The sequence below is a fragment of the Marinilabilia sp. genome (assembly GCF_016278715.1).
In the GTDB taxonomy this organism is placed as follows: domain Bacteria; phylum Bacteroidota; class Bacteroidia; order Bacteroidales; family Marinilabiliaceae; genus Marinilabilia.
On the sequence record NZ_JADQBH010000216.1, the window covers coordinates 1 to 20,288 of the forward strand.

19 protein-coding genes and 1 tRNA gene are annotated in these 20,288 nt (G+C 42.5%); 12 read left to right on the plus strand and 8 right to left on the minus strand.

Annotated features, from left to right (window positions below; all coding sequences use genetic code 11):
- Positions 1 to 271: 271 nt before the first annotated feature.
- The 4 genes from QZZ43_RS13195 to QZZ43_RS13210 form a co-directional block, all read right to left on the minus strand.
- The gene (locus QZZ43_RS13195; protein ID WP_291860171.1) at positions 272 to 877 is read right to left on the minus strand and encodes a tRNA (guanine-N1)-methyltransferase; all 606 of its coding nucleotides are present in this window, start codon (positions 875 to 877) and stop codon (positions 272 to 274) included.
- Positions 878 to 1,096: 219 nt separating this feature from the next.
- Complete coding sequence (gene fumC, locus QZZ43_RS13200; RefSeq protein WP_291860174.1) at positions 1,097 to 2,494, minus strand: class II fumarate hydratase; 1,398 nt, start codon at positions 2,492 to 2,494, stop codon at positions 1,097 to 1,099.
- 54 nt (positions 2,495 to 2,548) lie between these two features.
- Positions 2,549 to 3,656, minus strand: a protein-coding gene (gene prfB, locus QZZ43_RS13205) for a peptide chain release factor 2 (RefSeq protein ID WP_291860176.1) whose coding sequence is annotated in 2 segments (ribosomal slippage) — positions 2,549 to 3,592 and positions 3,594 to 3,656 — 1,107 coding nt in all. Because the reading frame shifts where the segments join, the coding sequence is not laid out codon by codon here.
- A gap of 198 nt (positions 3,657 to 3,854) precedes the next feature.
- Positions 3,855 to 3,930, minus strand: a tRNA-His gene (locus tag QZZ43_RS13210).
- 113 nt (positions 3,931 to 4,043) lie between these two features.
- On the opposite strand from QZZ43_RS13210, the gene QZZ43_RS13215 reads away from it, so the two are divergent.
- The 5 genes from QZZ43_RS13215 (at position 4,044) to lon (ending at position 10,994) form a co-directional block, all read left to right on the plus strand.
- Positions 4,044 to 4,724, plus strand: a complete 681-nt coding sequence (locus tag QZZ43_RS13215; protein WP_291860178.1) for a DNA alkylation repair protein — start codon at positions 4,044 to 4,046, stop codon at positions 4,722 to 4,724.
- A 119-nt stretch (positions 4,725 to 4,843) separates the two neighbouring features.
- Positions 4,844 to 6,313 (plus strand): aminotransferase class V-fold PLP-dependent enzyme, encoded by a 1,470-nt coding sequence (locus QZZ43_RS13220; RefSeq protein WP_291860181.1) that lies wholly within the window; start codon positions 4,844 to 4,846, stop codon positions 6,311 to 6,313.
- A 73-nt stretch (positions 6,314 to 6,386) separates the two neighbouring features.
- Positions 6,387 to 7,580: a GNAT family N-acetyltransferase gene (locus QZZ43_RS13225; protein WP_291860184.1), complete on the plus strand. Its 1,194-nt coding sequence runs from the start codon at positions 6,387 to 6,389 to the stop codon at positions 7,578 to 7,580.
- 206 nt (positions 7,581 to 7,786) lie between these two features.
- The gene (locus QZZ43_RS13230) at positions 7,787 to 8,047 is read left to right on the plus strand and encodes a type B 50S ribosomal protein L31 (RefSeq protein ID WP_291860187.1); all 261 of its coding nucleotides are present in this window, start codon (positions 7,787 to 7,789) and stop codon (positions 8,045 to 8,047) included.
- A 475-nt stretch (positions 8,048 to 8,522) separates the two neighbouring features.
- A complete protein-coding gene (gene lon, locus QZZ43_RS13235; RefSeq protein WP_291860190.1) occupies positions 8,523 to 10,994 on the plus strand; it encodes an endopeptidase La in 2,472 nt (823 codons plus the stop codon).
- 158 nt (positions 10,995 to 11,152) lie between these two features.
- Here the strand turns inward: lon and QZZ43_RS13240 are convergent, their stop codons facing one another.
- Positions 11,153 to 11,941, minus strand: coding sequence for an ADP-ribosylglycohydrolase family protein (locus QZZ43_RS13240; RefSeq protein WP_291860193.1), 789 nt, complete (start codon positions 11,939 to 11,941; stop codon positions 11,153 to 11,155).
- Positions 11,942 to 12,176: 235 nt separating this feature from the next.
- Here QZZ43_RS13240 and QZZ43_RS13245 point away from each other — a divergent pair, with 235 nt between their 5' ends.
- Positions 12,177 to 13,280 (plus strand): AI-2E family transporter, encoded by a 1,104-nt coding sequence (locus tag QZZ43_RS13245; protein ID WP_291860195.1) that lies wholly within the window; start codon positions 12,177 to 12,179, stop codon positions 13,278 to 13,280.
- A 19-nt stretch (positions 13,281 to 13,299) separates the two neighbouring features.
- Here QZZ43_RS13245 and QZZ43_RS13250 read toward each other — a convergent pair whose 3' ends face one another.
- Both QZZ43_RS13250 and QZZ43_RS13255 read right to left on the minus strand, forming a co-directional pair.
- A complete protein-coding gene (locus tag QZZ43_RS13250; protein ID WP_291860198.1) occupies positions 13,300 to 13,902 on the minus strand; it encodes a hypothetical protein in 603 nt (200 codons plus the stop codon).
- 172 nt (positions 13,903 to 14,074) lie between these two features.
- Complete coding sequence (locus tag QZZ43_RS13255) at positions 14,075 to 14,698, minus strand: NUDIX domain-containing protein (protein ID WP_291860201.1); 624 nt, start codon at positions 14,696 to 14,698, stop codon at positions 14,075 to 14,077.
- Positions 14,699 to 14,705: 7 nt separating this feature from the next.
- On the opposite strand from QZZ43_RS13255, the gene pyrE reads away from it, so the two are divergent.
- Together pyrE and QZZ43_RS13265 are read left to right on the plus strand one after the other, a co-directional pair.
- Positions 14,706 to 15,338, plus strand: a complete 633-nt coding sequence (gene pyrE, locus QZZ43_RS13260; protein WP_291860204.1) for an orotate phosphoribosyltransferase — start codon at positions 14,706 to 14,708, stop codon at positions 15,336 to 15,338.
- A 7-nt stretch (positions 15,339 to 15,345) separates the two neighbouring features.
- On the plus strand, positions 15,346 to 15,750 hold the full coding sequence (locus QZZ43_RS13265; RefSeq protein ID WP_291860207.1) for an SRPBCC family protein: 405 nt from the start codon (positions 15,346 to 15,348) through the stop codon (positions 15,748 to 15,750).
- 55 nt (positions 15,751 to 15,805) lie between these two features.
- Here QZZ43_RS13265 and QZZ43_RS13270 read toward each other — a convergent pair whose 3' ends face one another.
- Entirely contained in the window at positions 15,806 to 16,549 is a 744-nt protein-coding gene (locus tag QZZ43_RS13270; protein ID WP_291860209.1) for a biotin--[acetyl-CoA-carboxylase] ligase, read from the minus strand.
- Positions 16,550 to 16,794: 245 nt separating this feature from the next.
- On the opposite strand from QZZ43_RS13270, the gene rsfS reads away from it, so the two are divergent.
- The 4 genes from rsfS to QZZ43_RS13290 form a co-directional block, all read left to right on the plus strand.
- The gene (rsfS, locus tag QZZ43_RS13275) at positions 16,795 to 17,175 is read left to right on the plus strand and encodes a ribosome silencing factor (protein ID WP_291860212.1); all 381 of its coding nucleotides are present in this window, start codon (positions 16,795 to 16,797) and stop codon (positions 17,173 to 17,175) included.
- 82 nt (positions 17,176 to 17,257) lie between these two features.
- Complete coding sequence (gene ftsH / locus QZZ43_RS13280; RefSeq protein WP_291860215.1) at positions 17,258 to 19,423, plus strand: ATP-dependent zinc metalloprotease FtsH; 2,166 nt, start codon at positions 17,258 to 17,260, stop codon at positions 19,421 to 19,423.
- On the plus strand, positions 19,401 to 20,048 hold the full coding sequence (locus QZZ43_RS13285) for an LUD domain-containing protein (RefSeq protein WP_291860218.1): 648 nt from the start codon (positions 19,401 to 19,403) through the stop codon (positions 20,046 to 20,048). Before ftsH ends, QZZ43_RS13285 begins: the two co-directional genes overlap by 23 nt.
- Positions 20,049 to 20,067: 19 nt before the next feature.
- The coding region (locus tag QZZ43_RS13290) for a phosphatidate cytidylyltransferase (RefSeq protein WP_367221573.1) at positions 20,068 to 20,288 on the plus strand (221 nt) is incomplete at its 3' end.

Genomic DNA, 20,288 nt, shown 5'->3' on the forward strand with positions numbered 1-20,288 from the left:
GGGTTAGCGCTTTGGGTGCTTTCCGGTAAATCTGCTGCAGGTAGTTAATGATTTGTTTTGCCATATATGAACCCGGTATAAAAAACATCTTTTATACCATATCCTTAAATCAATCCTACGAAAAGTCGTTGTTGATTTTAATACAAAGTTAAGGAAATATATGGTTTTCACACAGTGGTGGCTCTGTGCGCTTTCAGGAGAATTGTAGGAAGAAAAAAGGGTTCTGCTCCGGAAAAAAGGTAGAACTATTTCCGGATCAGAAATTGATTGATTAATCTCGTCCCCTGATTTTATTTAATTCGTTGAGGTGTTGACGTGCCATGTTTTTTTCCTTCTCCAGGACACGTTTTCTATGTGCATCGTATTCCTTTTCCAGGTCACTGTATTTTTCTTTCATTTCAGACGTAAGCTGATGGCTGCGCTTGAATAGAAGAAAAAGGAAGGCAGCACCTGCTGCGAGTATGAGAACGAGCCCCCACATAATTGAGTTGTACTTGCCTTTGGGGAGTTCAGATCCGAGAAAAACAATGCTGTCTTTTTGGTTGATGGCTTTGTTCAGTTTCTCGTTAGTGCTGTCCAGATTGTTGTTGAGTGTTGTAATTTTGTTGTTCAGAGAATCAATCTTTGAGTCTTTTTGGCTGATGGTTGTTTTCAGGTTGGCCAATGAGTCAAGGACATTCGATTTCAATTTGTATAACCAGTTGGAGCGAACAACTCTGTATTCCTCGTATTTGCTTGACTTCTCAATCGCATAATCAAATTGTCCTGCAACAGGGCCTTTGTCGAGGGTGGCTTGGTCCTGGTCGCTTTGGGCGACGATTGGCGTATAGATGAGAAGGGTTAGAAATAGAACTTTAGCAATTTTGTTTTTGATCATGGCCTTGGTGTTATTCGTTTTTTTATTATTAGAGACGGGAAAGGAACGGATTGGACACAAATTTACATAAAATGTGCAATCAGAAACTTACTCTGGTAACGTGTAAGGTAGGGTAAAATTGTGTAAAATGCCTGTTTTTGCATTCCGAAATCAAAGTTACAAAAAAACCGCCCCTGAATTAGAGGCGGTATAAAAAAAAATATTTCAAAAAACCGGTTTTTAGTCAAGAGATCCAATCATTTTTGAAGGATCCACCCATTTGTCGAACTCCTCAGCAGTGAGGTGGCCCAGTTTCAACGCAGCTTCTTTAAGCGTTGTTCCTTCTTTGTGGGCTTTCTTGGCAATTTCTGCAGATTTGTAATAACCAATGTGGGTGTTCAAAGCTGTAACCAGCATCAATGAGTTGTCAAGATGCATCTTGATACGGTCGTGATTTGGTCTGATACCGACAGCACAATTGTCATTGAAGGCTACACATGCGTCGCCAAGCAATTCAGCACTTTGCAGAAAGTTGTAAATCATTACGGGCTTGAAAACATTGAGTTCAAAATGTCCGTTGGACCCACCGACTGAAATTGTTACATCGTTACCCATTACCTGAGCGCATACCATCGTCATGGCTTCGGCCTGTGTTGGGTTCACTTTTCCTGGCATGATGGAAGAACCCGGCTCGTTTTCTGGGATCAGGATTTCTCCGATTCCCGAGCGGGGGCCTGAAGAGAGCAGACGAATGTCGTTGGCAATCTTCATCAGACTTACCGCAACCTGCTTGAGTGCTCCGTGGCTCTCCACAATGGCATCGTGGGCGGCAAGCGATTCAAATTTGTTGGCTGCTGTTTTAAAAGGCATTCCGGTGAATTTGGCAATGAATTTGGCAACCGTTACATCATAATTGTTTGGGGTGTTCAATCCTGTGCCTACGGCTGTTCCGCCAAGAGCCAGTTCTGAAAGGTGTTCCAGTGTGGCTCTGACAGCTTTCAGTCCGTAAGTGAGTTGAGCTGCATATCCTGAGAATTCCTGTCCCAAAGTTAGTGGAGTTGCGTCCATCAGGTGGGTGCGGCCGATCTTAACCACCTCTTTCATCTCTTCAGATTTTTGCTGAAGGGTGTCTCTGAGTTTCTCAATCCCCGGAATGGTTTTCTCCATCAGTATTTTATATGCAGCAATGTGCATGGCAGTAGGGAAAGTATCGTTGGATGATTGTGACTTGTTGACATCATCGTTGGGATGAATGGGGCCTTCTCCTTCACCAAGGTTTCCGCCATTCAATACATGGGCGCGGTTGGCAACCACCTCGTTGCAGTTCATATTGGATTGGGTGCCGCTACCGGTTTGCCATATAACCAAAGGGAACTGGTCGTCCAGCTTTCCAGCGATGACTTCGTCGCAGGCTGCAGCAATCAGGTCTCTTTTTTCAGCCGGAAGCACACCGAGCTCTTCATTGGCATAGGCAGCAGCTTTTTTGAGATAGCCAAAAGCATGCACAATTTCGATGGGCATTGAAGCCGAAGGGCCAATGGGAAAGTTTGTTACCGAGCGCTGTGTCTGGGCTGCCCAATATTTGTCGGCAGGCACTTTTACCTCGCCCATGGTGTCTTTTTCTATTCGATACTCCATTTTTTATGTTTTTTTTGATTGTTATTTTCGTGCTTATTTTTTGCTAAACGATGTTTAGTTCTTTTCGAAAACATCTTCTGCTCCGTATTCCATTAAAAACGCCTTAATGAATCCGTCTATTTCGCCGTCCAGAACAGCCTGTACATTGCTGGTTTCATAGTGAGTCCGTACGTCTTTGACTAGTTTGTAGGGCTGAAGTACATAAGAACGAATTTGTGAACCCCATTCGATTTTCTTTTTCTGGGATTCGATTTTGTTTTGTTCGTCCAGTTTTTTTCGCAGCTCTATTTCGTAAAGTTGAGATTTCAGCATTCGCAGGGCGTTTTCTTTGTTGCCCCCTTGTGAACGGGACTCGGTGTTTTCAATGACAATTCCCGAAGGTGCATGGCGCAATCGCACTCCAGTTTCTACTTTATTGACGTTTTGGCCCCCGGCCCCGCTGGATCGGAATGTTTCCCAGGTAATATCGGCAGGGTTGATTTCCACCTCAATGGTTTCGTCAATTAAAGGAATGACAAAAACCGAGGAAAAGGAAGTCATTCGCTTATTGGCTGAATTGAATGGTGAGAGTCTTACCAGCCGGTGAACCCCGTTTTCGCTTTTGAGATAGCCATAAGCAAAATCTCCTTCAAACTGGAGGGTGACCGATTTTATCCCGGCTTCATCTCCCTCCTGAAAGTTGGTTTCGGTAACTTTGTATCCCTGCTTATCGCCCCACCTCAGATACATGCGCATGAGCATTTCTGCCCAATCCTGGCTCTCGGTTCCACCTGCTCCTGCATTGATCTTCAGAATGGCCCCCATACGGTCTTCTTCTTTTTGAAGCATGTTGCGCAGCTCCAAATCTTCCAGCATTTCTGAGGCTTTTCGGTATTGGTCGTCAACATCGGCTTCCTCTGCTTCACCTTCTTTTAAGAATTCCAGAAGCACCCCGGTTTCCTCAATGGCATTTTTTATTTTATCATAGCCGTTGACCCAGCTTTTGAGCTCTTTTATTTTTCGCATCTTGAGCTCGGCTTCTTTTGGATCGTCCCAAAAATCGGGTGCCTGAGTGCGCAGTTCTTCTTCTTCTATTTCAATCTTTTTCCTATCGATGTCAAAGATACCTCCTTAACGCAATCTCGCGTCCTGAAAGGTCTTTCATCATTTCTGATGTTACCATATCTGTCGTTTTTTAGTTTGTGTTTGCAAAGGTAACAAATTAATTTCCATCTGGCGGTCGCTTTAATGGTCTGAAAGCGTGGCTTGAACAACCCTCGCGTAGTTGAGCGGCGACTTCGGGTGGTAATTAATGATTTATTTCTTTAATTAAACTTGGTTAAAAAAAAGCGGGCAACAAAAATGGTTGTCCGCTTTTAAAGGGTGAAAGACCGGATTCGAACCGGCGGCCTCCAGAGCCACAATCTGGCGCTCTAACCGACTGAGCTACAATCACCGTTTTAATGTGCGTGCAAAGGTAAAATTTTTTCCATTAGTTTTGCAAATGTTTCTTTAAAAAATGCGACTATCGTTGCTTACTGTTATTGGATGGTCTTTAAAAATGTTGAAAATGAAGTTTTTCCCTGTGGAGCCGGAAATTGATCGGCAAATCGAATCTTTGATGCGTCAGATTCGTCATCTCAAAGACGGTGAAACGGCCGAAATGATTGAACGGTCCGGTGCTCGTTATCGTGTAAGTTACGGAGTTTCAATCGTTCACCTTCGGAAAATGGCTGCGGAAACTCCTGTAAGTACTGGTCTGGCTATCCGCCTTTGGGCCAGGCAGGTTAGGGAGACCATGATTCTGGCAACCATGGTGGTTGATTTTGAGTCGTTACCCCAAAAGGAAATCCAGGAATGGGGGGAGATGCTGAATACCATTGAACTTTCAGAGCAAATGGGACGAAACCTGTTGGCGGATAAGAAAGTACCGGCTGAATTTCTGATTAGTTGGTTGAAAAGTGAGCAGTTTTACAAACAATATGCCGCCACAATGGCTATTGGTTGGCGGATGCGATTAATCGGGGATGAAGGATTTCAGGAATTGCCGGAAATATTGGACGATTTTAAAAAATTGGCTTCAGAATTCCGTTTCATGAGAGCAATTGGGTTTGTATTAAAAATGGCCGGTCGATTTTCGTCTTTTCAAACGCAGGTACTTAATGAGGCAAAAGAATGGCAAAAAGATGATAATCCCTATGTTGCTGAAGTAGGGAGAGATGTGGTTTTTGAACTTGAGGCTTTTCAGTAGCGTGTCATAAATCAGTTTTTTTTTCGCATGGGGGGTTTAATTTTGTGGAGAGAGTTGAAAACTGACATCTATTTGCTGTTCAGCGACTGAATTACTTAAATCAAAAGAACTATTGCTTTATGTTGCCGTACGAAGAACATTTTAAGAAGTTTCGGGAGAATACCATTGGTTTCGATGCGACCATTGATACGCCCGATGGAACCAAACCGTTGGTTTATGCCGACTGGATTGCTTCGGGACGCTTATATAGACCGGTGGAGGAGCAGATAGTGAATATAATAGGTCCCATGGTGGCCAATACCCATTCTGAATCGAGCGATACCGGTAAGGTGATGACCAATGTTTATCGTCTGTCGCATAAAATTATAAAAGAGCATGTCAACGCCCGGAATGATGATATTATCATAACAGCAGGGTATGGGATGACCTCGGTCGTTAATAAACTGCAACGAATTCTTGGAATGCGGGTTCCAGAACAGGCACAACGGTACTGCCATTTGCCTGAAACAGAAAGACCAGTTGTTTTTCTTTCCCACATGGAACATCATTCCAACCATACTTCCTGGCTCGAAACCAATGCCGATGTGGTGGTATTGGAGCCGGATGCAGATATGCTGGTTAATCCGGAATCGTTGGAGAAGGAGATGGGAAAATATAAGAATAGGGTATTAAAAATCGGGAGTTTTACCGCCTGCTCAAATGTTACAGGTATTGAAACTCCTTATCACCAGCTGGCCCGCATCATGCATCAGAACGGTGGCTTTTGTTTTGTGGATTTTGCTGCTTCGGCACCCTATGTCCCCATTGATATGCATCCTGAAAACCCGTTGGAACGATTGGATGCTGTATTTTTTTCGCCACATAAGTTTTTGGGTGGTCCCGGAAGCAGTGGGGTGGTTGTTTTTAATTCGGCACTTTACCACAACAAATCTCCAGATAACTCTGGTGGGGGCACAGTGAACTGGACCAACCGGTGGGGCAAATATCAATACATCGCAGATATTGAAGCCCGTGAAGACGGAGGCACACCCGGTTTTCTTCAGTCAATACGTGCAGCGTTGAGCATTCGCCTGAAAGAGCAGATGGGGTGTGACAAGATGGTTGAGCGCGAAAGGGCGATGATTCACAGGATTTTTAAAGCATTCAGAAAAATTCCGGGATTGACCATTTTGGCTGATGGGCAGGAGCAACGCCTCGGAGCAATTTCTTTTTATATCTCAAATATCCACTTCAATCTGGTTGTTCGCTTGTTGAACGACCGATATGGAATTCAGGTCAGGGGGGGGTGTTCCTGTGCCGGGACTTACGGACATTATCTGCTTCATGTAGATTACTATACTTCCAGCAATATTACCCGGAGAATTGACATGGGGGATCTTTCGGAAAAGCCCGGATGGGTGCGTCTTTCGATTCATCCGGTGATGGCGGAATCTGAAATTGATTATATCATTGATGCTGTGGACCAAATAGCCCGTCATGCCGTTGAGTGGTCCGGTGATTACGATTATCATCCATGGGAAAACGAATTTTCTCACAAAGAGAGACCGGGAAAGACAATGGAAGACTATCTTTCGTGGTTTCAGTTTTAGGCCGTTTAACCATTTTCATTAACTTTGACCTTGTTTTATTCAGCTGATTTCAAATTTTTTTTAATATTCTCTTATGCGTATTGTTGAAGTTAAGACGAACAAACAAAAGCGCCAGTTTCTGGATGTCGTAGATGTCATATATAAAAACGATGAAAACTATGTGCGTCCGTTGGATGTGATGGTTGAAGAGATTTTTGATCCTTCATCCAATGATTTCTTTGCCCATGGTGATGCCATCCGTTTTTTGCTCCTTGCCGATAACGATGAGGTAATTGGACGGATCGGTGCATTTATCAATGAGAAAAAGGCTTACGGCTATTCACAGCCAACCGGGGGAATGGGTTTTTTTGAATGCATAAACAACAAGGAAGCGGCATTTATGCTTTTTGATGCGGCACGCGATTGGTTGGCCGACAGAGGTATGGAGGCCATGGATGGACCAATAAACTTTGGTGAGAATGATACATTTTGGGGGCTTTTGGTGGAAGGATTTTCTCCTCCGGCATTTGGTGTCCAGTACAACCCGGCTTATTACATCGGTTTTTTTGAAGACTATGGCTTTAATAAATATTTTGAACAGGTAACCAATCATCTTGACTTGCAAAAACCTTTTCCCGAAAGGTTCTGGAAAATTGCCGGTTGGGTAGGACGGAAGCCGGGCTATGAGTTTAAACATTTTACCTGGAAAGATAGCGAGCAGTTTATTAAAGATTTTATTGAGGTTTATGATGATGCCTGGCAGTTTCATGAGAATTTTACCCCCATGCAGGCAGAAACCATCCGAAACTCCCTGAAGGAAGCTAAAGATTTTATGGACGAGGAGTTGATTTGGTTTGCTTATCACGAAGGAACCCCCATCGGATTTTTTGTTCAGTTTCCGGACGTGAATCAAATTATCAGGCACTTTCACGGGAAGATGAATTTTCTAAATAAACTTAGATTTGTTTATTTTAAATGGCGGAAAGTAATGACCCGGACACGCGTGGTTATTATGGGCATTCGTCCACGCTGGCAGCGCAATGGTATTGAATCCGGAATATTCTGGCATCTGAGAAATGCTGTTTCCAAAAAACCATGGCTTAAAGAGATGGAGCTTTCCTGGGTGGGCGATTTTAATCCCAAAATGAGGGCTTTGCATGAATCGGTTGGTGCTGATTTTGGGAAAAGGCACATTACTTATCGCTTTCTTTTTGATGAAGAAAAACGAAAAGAAGAACAGCATGCTGCTGCGATTCCCTTTAATACGAAAGAAAAAACAAAATCTTAATGGATTTTGCCTCGTTATTTATGGTATTTTTATTGTTGTATTAAAGGAGAAGTGTTATTGTTTAAGTTTTTTCTGAAAAAATTTTGGTGTTTGTCAGGGGAATAATTAATTTTGCAGTCCGTTTGATGTGAGTGGTTTGATTAAATCTCAGGTACTCACTGGAAAAAGTAAAAAAAACAAAGGTTAGAAAATAAAATATTAGAGAAATGAAAAAGGGAATTCATCCGGACAATTATCGCATGGTTGCGTTTAAAGATATGTCCAACGGCGATACTTTTATCACCCGTTCTACAGTAAACACCCGCGAGAACATTGAGATCGACGGGACTGAATATCCATTGGTGAAGCTTGAAATTTCAAGTTCGTCACATCCGTTTTATACCGGAAAAATGAAGTTGGTGGATACTGCCGGACGTGTTGATAAATTCCGCAACCGTTACAAAAAGCATTATGAAGAAAAGAAATAATTAATTTTCTTTTAAGAATATTTCAAGAAAGCTTCGGTTTATTCCGGGGCTTTTTTGTTTTTACCCTGTTTCCTTTTGGATTGATGAGTTGTTATTCTGGCTGACAAGCTTACTGAAAAGCGTTATCTTTGGGTTGAAAAGAGATTTTGGTACGGGGATTGTCAAAGTACCGGACGTGAAGGCAGAAAAGACCGTTTTTCGGGTAGAGTTTAAAGTTTATTTCGAATGCAGATTCCTTCACGCACCCGGATTTTTTCTTGGGTTTATTAAAAGCTTGCAATGAAGTAAGTTGATTGTTTTAAGTAAGTTATTTTGTTTTTTAGCGATACGAATACACTGTGACCAGCGAACGGTCTAATGAATACTGAGGGCAAAGAACAAGCTTCGGACGTCGGGTTATTTCGGCACAATGCGCAAAGTGAATTTTTTTTGTATAATTTTAGAAATGTGATTCCGGCTGTCAAATTGGCACCTTTTGGGAAGATCAATGATATCAAATATTATGGATAGTGATTTTAAGATTTCGATAGATGCGTTTGGAATGAGTGATTCTTCGGAAGGTGATTCCGAGTTTATTCCCGTTATTGGGGACGATATGGAGCAGGATAATGATGATCAGCCTATTCCGGAAGAATTGCCAATTCTCCCACTGCGTAATACCATTCTTTTTCCCGGGGTGATAATCCCCATTGCTATCGGACGGGAGAAATCTCATCAGCTTATTAAAGATGTGGAAAGGTCGAAGGGATATTTTGGGGCGCTTACCCAAATCGATTATAAAATTGATGATCCCAAGGCTGATGATCTTTATAAATCGGGCACCGTGGCACGAATTATTAAAATTCTGCAAATGCCTGACAATACTACCTCTGTTATTATTCAGGGGAAAAAACGATTCCGCCTTGATGAGATGCTTGACCACGACCCTTACTTTAGAGGTCGTATCAGTGTCTTGGAGGATAAGGAACCTGAAGGAGACAAAACGCGTGAGTTTGAAGCAGTGGTTTCATCACTGAAGGATTTGTCGTTAAGTTTGATTAAGCAATCACCTAATGTTCCGCCTGAAGCTTCTTTTGCCATCAGAAATATCGAGAGTCCTGCATTTTTGATCAATTATGTGGCTTCCAGTTCGGACATTCCGGTTAAAGAAAAACAAAAACTACTGGAAACTAATGATTTGAAGGAGCGTGGTTTGCGTTTGGTAGAATACCTGGTTCGGGAAGTTCAGTTGATGGAGATTAAGAACGATATTCAATCCAAGGTAAAGCAGGATATGGATCAGCAGCAACGCGAATATCTTTTGCATCAACAGATGAAAACCATTCAGGATGAGCTGGGTTCCAGTCCGGTGGAGCAGGAGGTAATAGAAATGGAAAAGGCCGCTGCCGATAAGAAATGGACTGAAGAGGTGAAGGTGGTCTTTGATAAAGAACTTGATAAATTGCGACGGTTGAATTCCGCTTCAGGTGAATACTCTATTCAGTACAACTATGTGCAAACTCTGCTTGAACTACCATGGAATGAATATACCAAAGACAATTTTGACCTCAAACGCGCCCGAAAGATTCTGAACCGTGACCACTATGGTCTGGAGAATGTCAAAGAACGTATTCTTGAGCATCTGGCCGTATTAAAGTTAAAAGGCGATTTGAAATCTCCGATCCTTTGTCTCTACGGACCTCCGGGCGTTGGCAAAACCTCACTTGGAAAATCTGTTGCTGAAGCATTGGGCCGCCAGTATGTCCGAATGTCGCTGGGTGGCGTTCATGATGAAGCAGAAATCAGAGGCCATAGAAAAACATACATTGGTGCCATGCCTGGTCGTATTATTCAAAATATTAATAAGTCAGGTTCTGCCAATCCTGTTTTTATCCTGGATGAAATTGACAAAATCAGTAACAGTTTTCACGGAGATCCTGCATCGGCTCTTTTAGAGGTGTTGGATCCTGAACAAAACAGCGCTTTTCATGACAACTTTCTGGAGGTTGATTTTGACCTCTCTAAAGTAATTTTTATTGCTACTGCCAATGCGCTGAATGCCATATCTCCCCCATTGCTCGACCGGATGGAATTGATTAATGTGAGTGGTTATGTGCTTGAAGAAAAAGTGGAGATTGCACGCCGTCACCTGGTCTCGCAACAGTTAGATAATCATGGAATTCCCGCTGGAACTGTTTCACTTCCCAAACGAACCATTGGATATATAATCGACCATTATACCAGGGAGTCGGGGGTGCGTGAGTTGAACAAGACCATTGCCCGGTTACTGCGGAAAATTGCCCTTAAACTGGCCACCGATGAGGAGGTGAAAAAATCAGTGGGCATTAATGAAGTAAGGGAGTATCTCGGAGTGGAGAAGTTCTCAAAGGATACATGGCAAGACAATCGATTTGCAGGAGTGGTCACAGGACTGGCCTGGACAGCTGCAGGTGGTGAGATACTTTTTGTGGAAAGTAGCCTGAGCAAAGGTAAAGGACGGCTTACCCTCACCGGAAATCTTGGTGAAGTGATGAAAGAGTCGGCCATGCTGGCGCTTGAATATCTGAAATCGCATGCTGCAATGCTCCAGCTGGATGAAGAAATCTTCGATGAGCGGAATGTACACGTTCATGTTCCGGAAGGAGCCATCCCGAAAGACGGCCCTTCCGCAGGAATTACGATGGTTACGTCACTGGCATCGTCGTTTACCGGCAGAAAAGTGAAATCACGCCTGGCCATGACCGGCGAGATTACTCTGCGTGGAAAAGTATTACCTGTTGGGGGTATCAAGGAGAAAATTCTCGCAGCCCGCAGGGCCGGAATTAATGAGCTGATTCTTTGCAAGGAGAATAAGAAAGATGTGGAGGAGATAAAACCAAACTATATTGAAGACCTGAAATTTCATTATGTGGATGATATTCAGGATGTGCTTAAAATGGCGCTCACCGAAGAAAAAGCTAGCCAATAACTTAGTTTTTTAAAGCCGCCTTGGAATGAAAGAACTGTTTGGTGACTTATTTTTTCGGACTGAGTGTGTGCAGGAAATGATTTTTAGAGAAAAAATGTATAAAGCCGGATTCAACAATGTTGTGTCCGGCTTTTGCATGTTCTGTAAGTCATTCCATCTTAAGCTTGTTGTTCGGAATAATTCATGTATTTTTCTTCAAAAGCAGAGAGGATGTTTTGCATTTCTGGAGTGATTCGCGAAAGGGCTCGTTTAATAATTGATTTCGGAATGTGTTTAAAGTAGGCTTCTGCCAGTGCGCCTGTGATGGAGGCAATCGTGTTGGTTGGGCCTCCAATGACAATGGCAAGCCTGATGGCTTCTTCGTAGTCGGAGGCTTCCATGAAGGCCGCAAGCGCGGGTTGAACCGGTGAAGTGTCGCTTTCGGGGGTGATTTTTCTCTGCTTCCAGTCTTCGACTTTAAGGGAGAAGTCATAGTCGAATGCCTGACCAATAAAAGTTTTAATCTCTTTCTTGGTTCCGGCATGTTTGCACATATAAATAGTTGCAGCCACTGCTTTGGCAGCATTAATGCGTTCGGGGATGTTGTGAGTGATCCGGGTGCTTTTTTCGGCTTCATTGAGCGCTTCTTTCACGCTTTGTGCCGCAAAACCAATGGGGCTGATTCGTCGTGCAGCCCCTTCGCCTTTACTGATGTAGGGGGTGGAATGGTCAGACAGTGCCCACTCGAGAAACCGGGGCCGATAGCCAGCTTTTGGGAATGCTCTGACCCAGTCCTTTAGAGTCTGTTCATAATCTTTGTTATTCAAAATAGAGTCTGCGGTGGCAATAGTCAGAATCGTATCATCGGTATATGCTGAATCGGGTTTGAAAAGTTGAAAATCGGTGTCGTCAAAATCAATTTCTTTAAATGTTGAGCCAATAATGTCGCCGATAATTGCACCTTTCATAGTTGTGGATTTGGAAAAAATACGAACAAAATGAGACGGCTAATATGATAAGTTTTCCTTAAATATCAAACTTTTCAGATTATAATAATATTCATTGATTGACAAAAAAAATAATTAGGTCTCATTTTCTTCAGAGGACCATAGATTTTTTCTTAATTTTAAAGGGCAAAAGAACAGGTTTAACGAGTCAGGTTTTTTCTACAAACTCCCTAAGTAATTTAAGGCAGGACAGGATATGAAGCAGTTTTTTAAATATTTATTTTTGACATTGGCCATTTTTGTTGGTTTTTTTCTTTTGTGGTATTTTCGATCTATTGTCTTGTTTGTTAGTGTGGCCGCCATTTTATCTTTGGTTACCCGGCCTATTTTTGATATGTTTCAAAAAGCAAAAGTCTGGCGCATTTCAGTGGGTAAGAGTGGTGCAGCACTTTTGACGGTGCTTTCTTTGTGGGTGCTGATTATTTTGTTTTTTCGGTTTACTGTCCCTTTGCTGGCTTCCGAGATTCAGTTTTTTTCCAATGTTGATATTCCTTCGGCCCTTCAAAAGGCAGGTCATTTACTTTCTAATGCGCTGGCCCCTTTGCGTGGTTCCGAGGTGGGAAGGGCTCTGATGGAAAGTTTTGAAGAACAATTTGAAATAGCGCTTCTCACTTTCCTGGATTTCGAACAGGTTCGGTTGTTTTTTACCTCACTTGCCGGATTTTTTGGCGGTGTTTTTATCGCTGCGTTTTCTATTTCGTTTATTACCTTTTTCTTCCTTAAAGAAGAGGGTTTATTAATAGGGGGTATTTTACTTTTTGTTCCCCAAAAGCATGAATCAGGCATCAGACATGCTCTGATATCTATTCGTTATTTGCTGCGCCGTTATTTTCTTGGCATACTCATCCAGACTTCGCTTGTGGCAACAATTGTGACTTTTGGCTTTTCACTGCTGGGAATTGGATTTAGCCATGCGGTTATTATTGGTATTTTTAGTGGATTAATGAATATTATCCCCTACCTGGGGCCACTTATTGGAGCTTTTTTCGGGATTAGTGTTGGAACCCTGGTCTATTTGCAGTTGCCACTGGATATTTCCTTTCTGTCCTTTTTTGGTGGGATGCTGGTGATTTATATTACCGTTCAGATGTTGGACAATGTTGTATTTCAACCCCTGATTTTCTCCAACAGTGTGAAGGCACACCCACTAGAAATATTTATAGTGATCTTAGGAGCTGGTTATCTGGCCGGGATTCTGGGAATGTTTCTGGCCATTCCGGTATATACAATTATCAGAGTGATTGCCAGGGAATTTTTTGACAAATACGAACTGGTACAGAAGTTAACTGACCGGATGTAAGACGGGTTATGATATATTTCTACTGTGTATTATCATATTTTAATGCTTCCTGAATTTTTATTCTTTTCCCGTCTTTTAAAGCGGTAACATAAGCGTCTTTAAATCCAATTGTATTAACCATTTCTTTAAATTCAAGGGCTTCCTGATAACTGGTAAAAAGTCCCAGTGTAAATTGGTTTATATTCTCAGAGCTGTGTTGATGCAGGGTTATCATATTGTCATTAAATTTTGCGAGATCCTGTCCTATAAAGGCTCCGATTTGAATGCTGAATATGATTCCGTTTTCGGGAATTTGAAATTTTATGGTATCCGACAAAGGGGATATGATGGTGAGCTCTCGATTTTTTGGTTGAGAAGGGGGATTTGTTGTTTCCGCTTCTGTTGATTCAAGACTTGTTGTTACCTGTTCATTTTTTTTCCCTGTTTTAACAGAAAAAAATGCGATAAGAGATGTCGCAAGAATTGCAACGGCCACGATTAGAGCAATGGATATATTTTTTATTTTACCAGACTGATTTTGAGTCACGGCTTTTAGGCGTTCAACTTCGTTTTCCAGAGCATCTCTTCGGGTTTCTTCTTTCCATTGCTTAAGAGCTTTCTCATTTTCGGTTACCGGGTCCATGTTTTTTATTCTTAGTTCAAAGTTCTAATGTTTAATTCTCTAATAATTTTGTAGGCATCTGATAATGTCATCGTTGAAAAACGGGCGATGACAGAAATACTCTTTAATTATAAAAGCATTGCGTCATTGTGTTTCTGCATTTTGGGTTTTTAAAGCAGGCTTTTGGTTGTGGTTAGGTCTGTATCAGGCCTGCGTTTTTCAGAATCTCCTTTATTGAAGGATAGGTGGCTTCGGCAAATTTTGCAACTTCTTTTTTGTCGAACCATCTGATATTGCTAATGTTTTCTTCGTGTTGTGGAACCGGAGTAGAGTCTCCGTGATAAATCATTTCGAACCATCTAGTTTCTTTTAAAATGACTTGATTGTTTAGATGATAAATGTGAAAGGAAGAACCGATTTTATTGATGATCTCCGGTTTCCGGATACCACATTCTTCCTCTACTTCTCGGATAGCGGCCATTTCGAAGGTCTCTTCTATCTCCACTTTCCCTTTGGGCAGGTCAGGACGTCCGAGTCGGCACATGGTCAGGAAGTGGGTTTTTTCGGTGTTCCAGACTAATCCCCCTGCAGCCAAAAGGTTTTTGTAACAGCTGCGAAATCGTTGAAATAGTTCGTGTTGATTATGATGATATATAACGGCTTGGGTTCGGTTTTCATTGTTTTCAAAATCGGCAAGAAACCTTTTCAGTTCTCCGTCACTTCCCAATTTATGAATTCCGTTGACCTCGGCAGTTAGATCCGAATCAATACTGTCGGTAAGCAATACAACTCTATCTTTTAAAAATATCTTGTACATTTGCAGTATGAAAATATTACAGGAAATTATAGCTAAGCAGCTGTTGCAAATAAAAGCAATAAAACTGCAACCTGCAAACCCCTTTACGTGGGCTTCCGGGTGGGTATCCCCCATCTATTGCGACAATCGAAAGACTTTGTCTTTTCCTGAAGTACGCAACTTTATTAAAATCCAGTTTGCCCGTCGGGTGATGGAATTGTGGCCGGATGTTGAGGTGATTGCAGGTGTGGCTACAGGGGCAATTGCTCAGGGTGCCATGGTGGCGGATCTTATCGGTAAGCCGTTTGTTTATGTACGTTCAAGTCCCAAAGGCCATGGTTTGGAGAACCTGATTGAAGGAGATTTGAAGCCGGGACAGAAAGTTGTGGTGATTGAGGATCTTATTTCCACCGGGGGAAGCAGTCTTAAAGCAGTGGAGGCATTGCGGAACAACGGAGCTGAAGTGCTGGGGATGCTGGCCATCTTTTCTTACGGCTTTAAGGTTGCCGAAGAAAATTTTGCCGAATCGGAAGTGAAATTCGAAACACTCAGTGATTACCAGGCGTTGCTCAGAGTCGCTGTAGAAACCGGATATGTGTCATCGGAAGACCTGAGTACCTTGTCGCAATGGCGCGAAGATCCTGCCAACTGGAAGAAATGATAGGTTTATGACAAGATTTGAAAGTCAGATAAAGACTATACAACATCCTGCATCCGTGGTGTATGATAAGTTGTCGAATTTTGATAATTTTTCGGCTGTTTTACCCGCCGACAAGATAAAAAACTGGGAGAGCGATGGTGACTCCTGCCGTTTTGAAGTGGATGGAGTAGGGCCGGTTGGATTGAAAATAGTGGAAAGAGAAGACCATAAAACCATTAAGTACTCCTCTGATGGGAAGGTGCCCTTTAATTTCTTTCTCTGGATTCAGCTCAAGGAGGTGAAAGAGGGAGAGAGCAAGTTGAAAATTACTTTGGATGCACATTTGAATCCGATGATTAAACTGGTAGCGAAAGGTCCGCTGGAAAAATTCATTGGGATCCTTGCCGACGGTATTGCAGGATATAATTATTGAGTGTGGGACTAAAACGAAGATTTTGGCAGAAAAGATGCTTTTAAGCAAGGGCTCCTTAATGAAATATGAATTCAACTTCCTTAAAGGCATAGGCGATGGTAGTGTCATCTTCTCTTTTTAAATAGAGATGGCCTGCGGGCCCAATCCCGCCAAATTCCGCCTCGAATTCTCCGTTTTGATCTCTGAAAAGATGTTTTCCGGTTTTGCGAAACAGGTTTTTCAGATATTTCTCGTCTATCTCCTGATGGTTTTGTGTTGCAACCAGATCGTAATAATCTGATAGTGATTCGTGAAGTTCCTTAAAAACGAATAGTAAATCTGTTTCCTTTCCGGTAATGTTTTTGATTGATACCGGATTGGGCAGATGTTCAGGGAATTTTTCCTGGTTAATATTCAGACCGATTCCAACAATACATTGGTCGATGACCTGCCTGCTTAAGGTATTTTCAATAAGGATACCACCCAGTTTCTGATTGTTGACATATATGTCGTTGGGCCACTTAATGGTGGCCTGAATGTTGAATTTTTTCAATACGTCAATGATGGCAACGCTGACAGCCTTAGAAATAATGAATTGCTCCGGAGCTTTCACCATATTAGGATAGAGTACCATTGAGAAAGTCAGGTTTTTCCCAGATTGGGTTTCCCACTTATTCCCGGGTTGTCCGCGTCCGGCAGTTTGGTTGTTTGTTATGACTACCGAACATTCGTGCAGTCTGCGTTGTTTCAGTAATTCTTTCAGGAAGGAGTTTGTTGAAGGAGTTTGCCCAGGTTGTATTATTTCGGGAGTATTTTGCATAATGCTTTTTAATTTCTTCGTTTACGACAGACGACACTTTGTCATGTGTGTCATTCAGAAGGGACAAAAATAGGTATATATGTTCTTTTAAAATGTTATCTTTGACCACAAATTTAATTGTGGCATTGTTTTTTCAATGTGTGAAGATAATTGGTTTATTGTATTGCCTGATAGAACGAAAGTTTGCAAAAAGTAAATGATAAATCAGAGTTTTGTTTCCTGTAATTTTAAAAAAGAAATTTTGAATGAGTGAAAATAATTCTGAAGTAGTCTCAACTGAAGGTTTGGTCGATGTAGTAGTTGATGGAATACAGGAGAAGAAAGGGTCAAAAATCACGGTACTTGATCTGCGCAATATTGAAAACATGATTGCAGAATTCTTTGTGATTTGTGAAGGAGAAAGTAATGTGCACGTGGATGCCGTCTCTGATTCTGTTGAAGAAATTGTGCGGCGCGATGCCGGTGAAAAACCACTGCATGTCGAAGGAAGGCGGAACGCCGAGTGGGTACTGCTTGATTATATGAATGTGGTAGTGCATGTCTTTCAAAAACAAGTACGGAGTTCTTATAATCTGGAAGATTTATGGGCCGATGCCGACCGTAAGGATATTGAGGACTTGTTTTAATGTATCCTCTTAGTGAGTCGGTCAGGATAACCCGGAGCAAGGGTTGAAATTTTTTTTCGAATGGATAATATCTAATTCTTATATGACAGAAAAGGAACAAAAAGATCCCAAAACAACTTCCGGTTCCGCCAAGGAACCTAAAAAGAGGCCTTCAGGGCCTGGTAAGGAAGCAAAAAACACGGGGAAAAAACCTGAAGGGGTAGATCCGAAAAACCAGGGGCCCAAAATCCCTAAGTTCAATGCTTACTGGATTTATGGTCTTATATTAATTGCACTGGTTGTTGTAAGTACTTTTAATTTGGGGCAGGGTCCTCAAAACCTCTCCTACAGCGTTTTTGAAGACAAACTTCTGCCGGGAGGAGATATCAAGCGTGTTGTTGTGGTGACCAATGAAGGTGCTGCCGAAGTGACGATTGCTCCCGAGGCTATCGATAAGTATCGTGAGCTTTTTAAGGGAGACTATGCCCCTCCGGCAGCGGGTCCTCATTTTACGGTGAAAATTCCTACCATCGACCGTTTTGAAGAAGCTCGGAAAGCGGCTGAGAATGCCAACAATATAAGTATTCCGGTGGAGTACGAAGAGCGGGTTAACTTTTTTCGCGATTTCCTGACTATGATGTGGCCCTTATTGCTCATTGTTGTTATCTGGATTTTCATTTTCAGGAGAATGAGCTCCCAGGGAGGCGGAGGAGGTGCCGGAAACATTTTCAGCGTTGGGAAATCCAAGGCCAAGATGTTTGACAAAGAAGACAATATTAATATCAATTTTGCTGATGTTGCTGGTCTTTCAGAAGCTAAACAGGAAGTGGAAGAGATTGTTGAATTCCTCAAAAAGCCGGAGAAGTTCACTGAATTGGGAGGTAAAATTCCCAAAGGCGCTTTGCTTATAGGCCCTCCGGGTACAGGTAAAACATTGCTTGCCAAGGCGGTTGCCGGCGAAGCCAATGTGCCCTTTTTCAGTATGTCGGGGTCCGATTTTGTTGAAATGTTTGTGGGTGTGGGTGCTTCACGTGTTCGTGATTTATTCAGAAAAGCCAAAGAAAAGGCTCCGTGTATAGTATTTATTGATGAGATTGATGCCATTGGGCGCGCCCGTGGGAAAAATGCTGGCTTTAGCAGCAACGATGAACGCGAGAATACGCTTAATCAGTTGCTGACAGAAATGGACGGTTTTGGGTCCAACAGTGGTGTGATTATTCTTGCTGCAACCAACCGTGCCGACGTGCTGGATCGGGCGCTGATGCGTGCTGGACGTTTCGACCGTCAGATTGCTGTCGAACTTCCGGATATGATTGAAAGGCAACAAATATTTAAAGTCCATTTGCGTCCACTTCGATTGAAAGATGATGTGGATCCTGATTTTCTGGCCAAACAGACACCTGGTTTTTCCGGAGCCGATATTGCAAATGTCTGTAACGAGGCTGCTCTGATTGCTGCACGACGCAATAAAAAACTTGTTGAAAAGGATGATTTCCTGGATTCAGTGGATCGAATAGTGGGTGGACTGGAGAAGAAAAATAAGATTATCAGTAAAGATGAGAAGCGAGCCATCGCCTATCATGAAGCTGGTCATGCTGTCATCAGCTGGTTGCTGGAATATGCTCATCCGCTGGTTAAAGTGACTATTGTGCCCCGTGGAAAAGCTTTGGGTGCCGCATGGTACTTGCCTGAGGAGCGGCAGTTGACAACCTCTGCACAGATTCTGGACGAAATGTGTTCTGCGCTTGGCGGCCGTGCTGCCGAGGCATTGATTTTCAATCAGATTTCCACCGGCGCCCTCAACGACCTTGAGAAGGTGACACGTCAGGCTTATGCCATGGTTTCCTATTTTGGTATGAGTACCAAGCTGGGAAATATTAGTTTCTTCGATTCTTCCGGGCAAAGTGAATATTCTTTTCATAAGCCATACAGTGAGAAAACTGCTGAATTGATTGACAACGAAGCTTCCTCTATTGTGGAAGAGCAGTACGAACGTGCCAAAAAAATTCTCACCGAGAATAAGGAGAAACATGCGGTGGTTGCTGAATTGTTGCTCGAAAAAGAAGTAATTTTCGGTGAAGACCTGGAGAAAATTTTCGGTAAAAGAAAAGGCCCTCAACATGTGATTCAGTCCAATGGTAATAGTAATGATGAGGAGCAGTCGGAAAAGTCCGAAACCCCCGATCAACAGGATGCAAATAGTGAAAGCAAGCAACCTTCAACCGATGATGGATCCTGGAAAAAAGATGAATCAGAAAAAAAGGAATAATCACTCACGCAGCGCCATTCTTAACCGTTTGAGGCAGACATCTGATTCTTACAGAAGTGGCGTGAAGGTGAAAACTGCTCCTGATGGGCTTGTTTTTCCAAAAGTTTGCGATTTGCTGGCCAACTTCAGAGATGAATTGGAGCAATTGGGGGGAGAGGTGGTTTTATGCGATGGTGTTGGAGATCAGATGGGTTGTTTTAACCAACTGAAGGAGAAGCGTGGCTGGTCAACGTTTGCTTGTATTGATTCGGGATTAAAAGAACTATTGAATTTTTACGGAATCAATGGGGAGCAGATAGATCCGGTACTTGATGAGGTTGAGGTTGGGGTCACTCGTTGTGAAGCACTCGTAGCATTGACCGGTAGTGTAATGGTAAGCAGTATGGGTGGTTCAGGGCGAAGACTTAATATTTTTCCTTCTGTTCATATTGTGCTGGCTCAAAAAAGCCAACTGGTGGAGTCAATTGCTGAGGGGTTCGATGTTGTAGGAAAAAAATACACACAACCACCAAGTCAGATTTCTCTGATATCAGGCCCAAGCAGGACTGCCGATATAGAAAAGACACTTGTGATGGGAGCTCATGGTCCCAAAGAATTGATAGTTCTGGTGGATACCCGGAACTGAAAATCAGAAAATCCAAGGCATGAATAATTTTTTGCAGAGAACAATTACCGGTTTATTTTTTGTTATTGCCATTGTTACAGGTCTTTGGTGGCACCCTTTGGCTTATATGACCATCTTTGCAATTGTAATCATGCTTGGAATGTACGAGTTTATCAGAATGATTGATGGGCTGGATGCCAAGGTCCGCGTGATTTGGGCCCTTACCATTGGATTATTTTTGTATCTGAGTTCCTTTTTTAT

Bases quoted from the DNA above. Each gene is read 5' to 3' on its own strand.
- QZZ43_RS13195 (WP_291860171.1), bottom strand. From the start codon at position 877: ATGATCAAAAACAAAATTGCTAAAGTTCTATTTCTAACCCTTCTCATC.
- fumC (WP_291860174.1), bottom strand. From the start codon at position 2,494: ATGGAGTATCGAATAGAAAAAGACACCATGGGCGAGGTAAAAGTGCCT.
- QZZ43_RS13215 (WP_291860178.1), top strand. From the start codon at position 4,044: ATGAAGTTTTTCCCTGTGGAGCCGGAAATTGATCGGCAAATCGAATCT.
- QZZ43_RS13220 (WP_291860181.1), top strand. From the start codon at position 4,844: ATGTTGCCGTACGAAGAACATTTTAAGAAGTTTCGGGAGAATACCATT.
- QZZ43_RS13225 (WP_291860184.1), top strand. From the start codon at position 6,387: ATGCGTATTGTTGAAGTTAAGACGAACAAACAAAAGCGCCAGTTTCTG.
- QZZ43_RS13230 (WP_291860187.1), top strand. From the start codon at position 7,787: ATGAAAAAGGGAATTCATCCGGACAATTATCGCATGGTTGCGTTTAAA.
- QZZ43_RS13240 (WP_291860193.1), bottom strand. From the start codon at position 11,941: ATGAAAGGTGCAATTATCGGCGACATTATTGGCTCAACATTTAAAGAA.
- QZZ43_RS13245 (WP_291860195.1), top strand. From the start codon at position 12,177: ATGAAGCAGTTTTTTAAATATTTATTTTTGACATTGGCCATTTTTGTT.
- QZZ43_RS13250 (WP_291860198.1), bottom strand. From the start codon at position 13,902: ATGGACCCGGTAACCGAAAATGAGAAAGCTCTTAAGCAATGGAAAGAA.
- QZZ43_RS13255 (WP_291860201.1), bottom strand. From the start codon at position 14,698: ATGTACAAGATATTTTTAAAAGATAGAGTTGTATTGCTTACCGACAGT.
- pyrE (WP_291860204.1), top strand. From the start codon at position 14,706: ATGAAAATATTACAGGAAATTATAGCTAAGCAGCTGTTGCAAATAAAA.
- QZZ43_RS13265 (WP_291860207.1), top strand. From the start codon at position 15,346: ATGACAAGATTTGAAAGTCAGATAAAGACTATACAACATCCTGCATCC.
- QZZ43_RS13270 (WP_291860209.1), bottom strand. From the start codon at position 16,549: ATGCAAAATACTCCCGAAATAATACAACCTGGGCAAACTCCTTCAACA.
- rsfS (WP_291860212.1), top strand. From the start codon at position 16,795: ATGAGTGAAAATAATTCTGAAGTAGTCTCAACTGAAGGTTTGGTCGAT.
- ftsH (WP_291860215.1), top strand. From the start codon at position 17,258: ATGACAGAAAAGGAACAAAAAGATCCCAAAACAACTTCCGGTTCCGCC.
- QZZ43_RS13285 (WP_291860218.1), top strand. From the start codon at position 19,401: ATGAATCAGAAAAAAAGGAATAATCACTCACGCAGCGCCATTCTTAAC.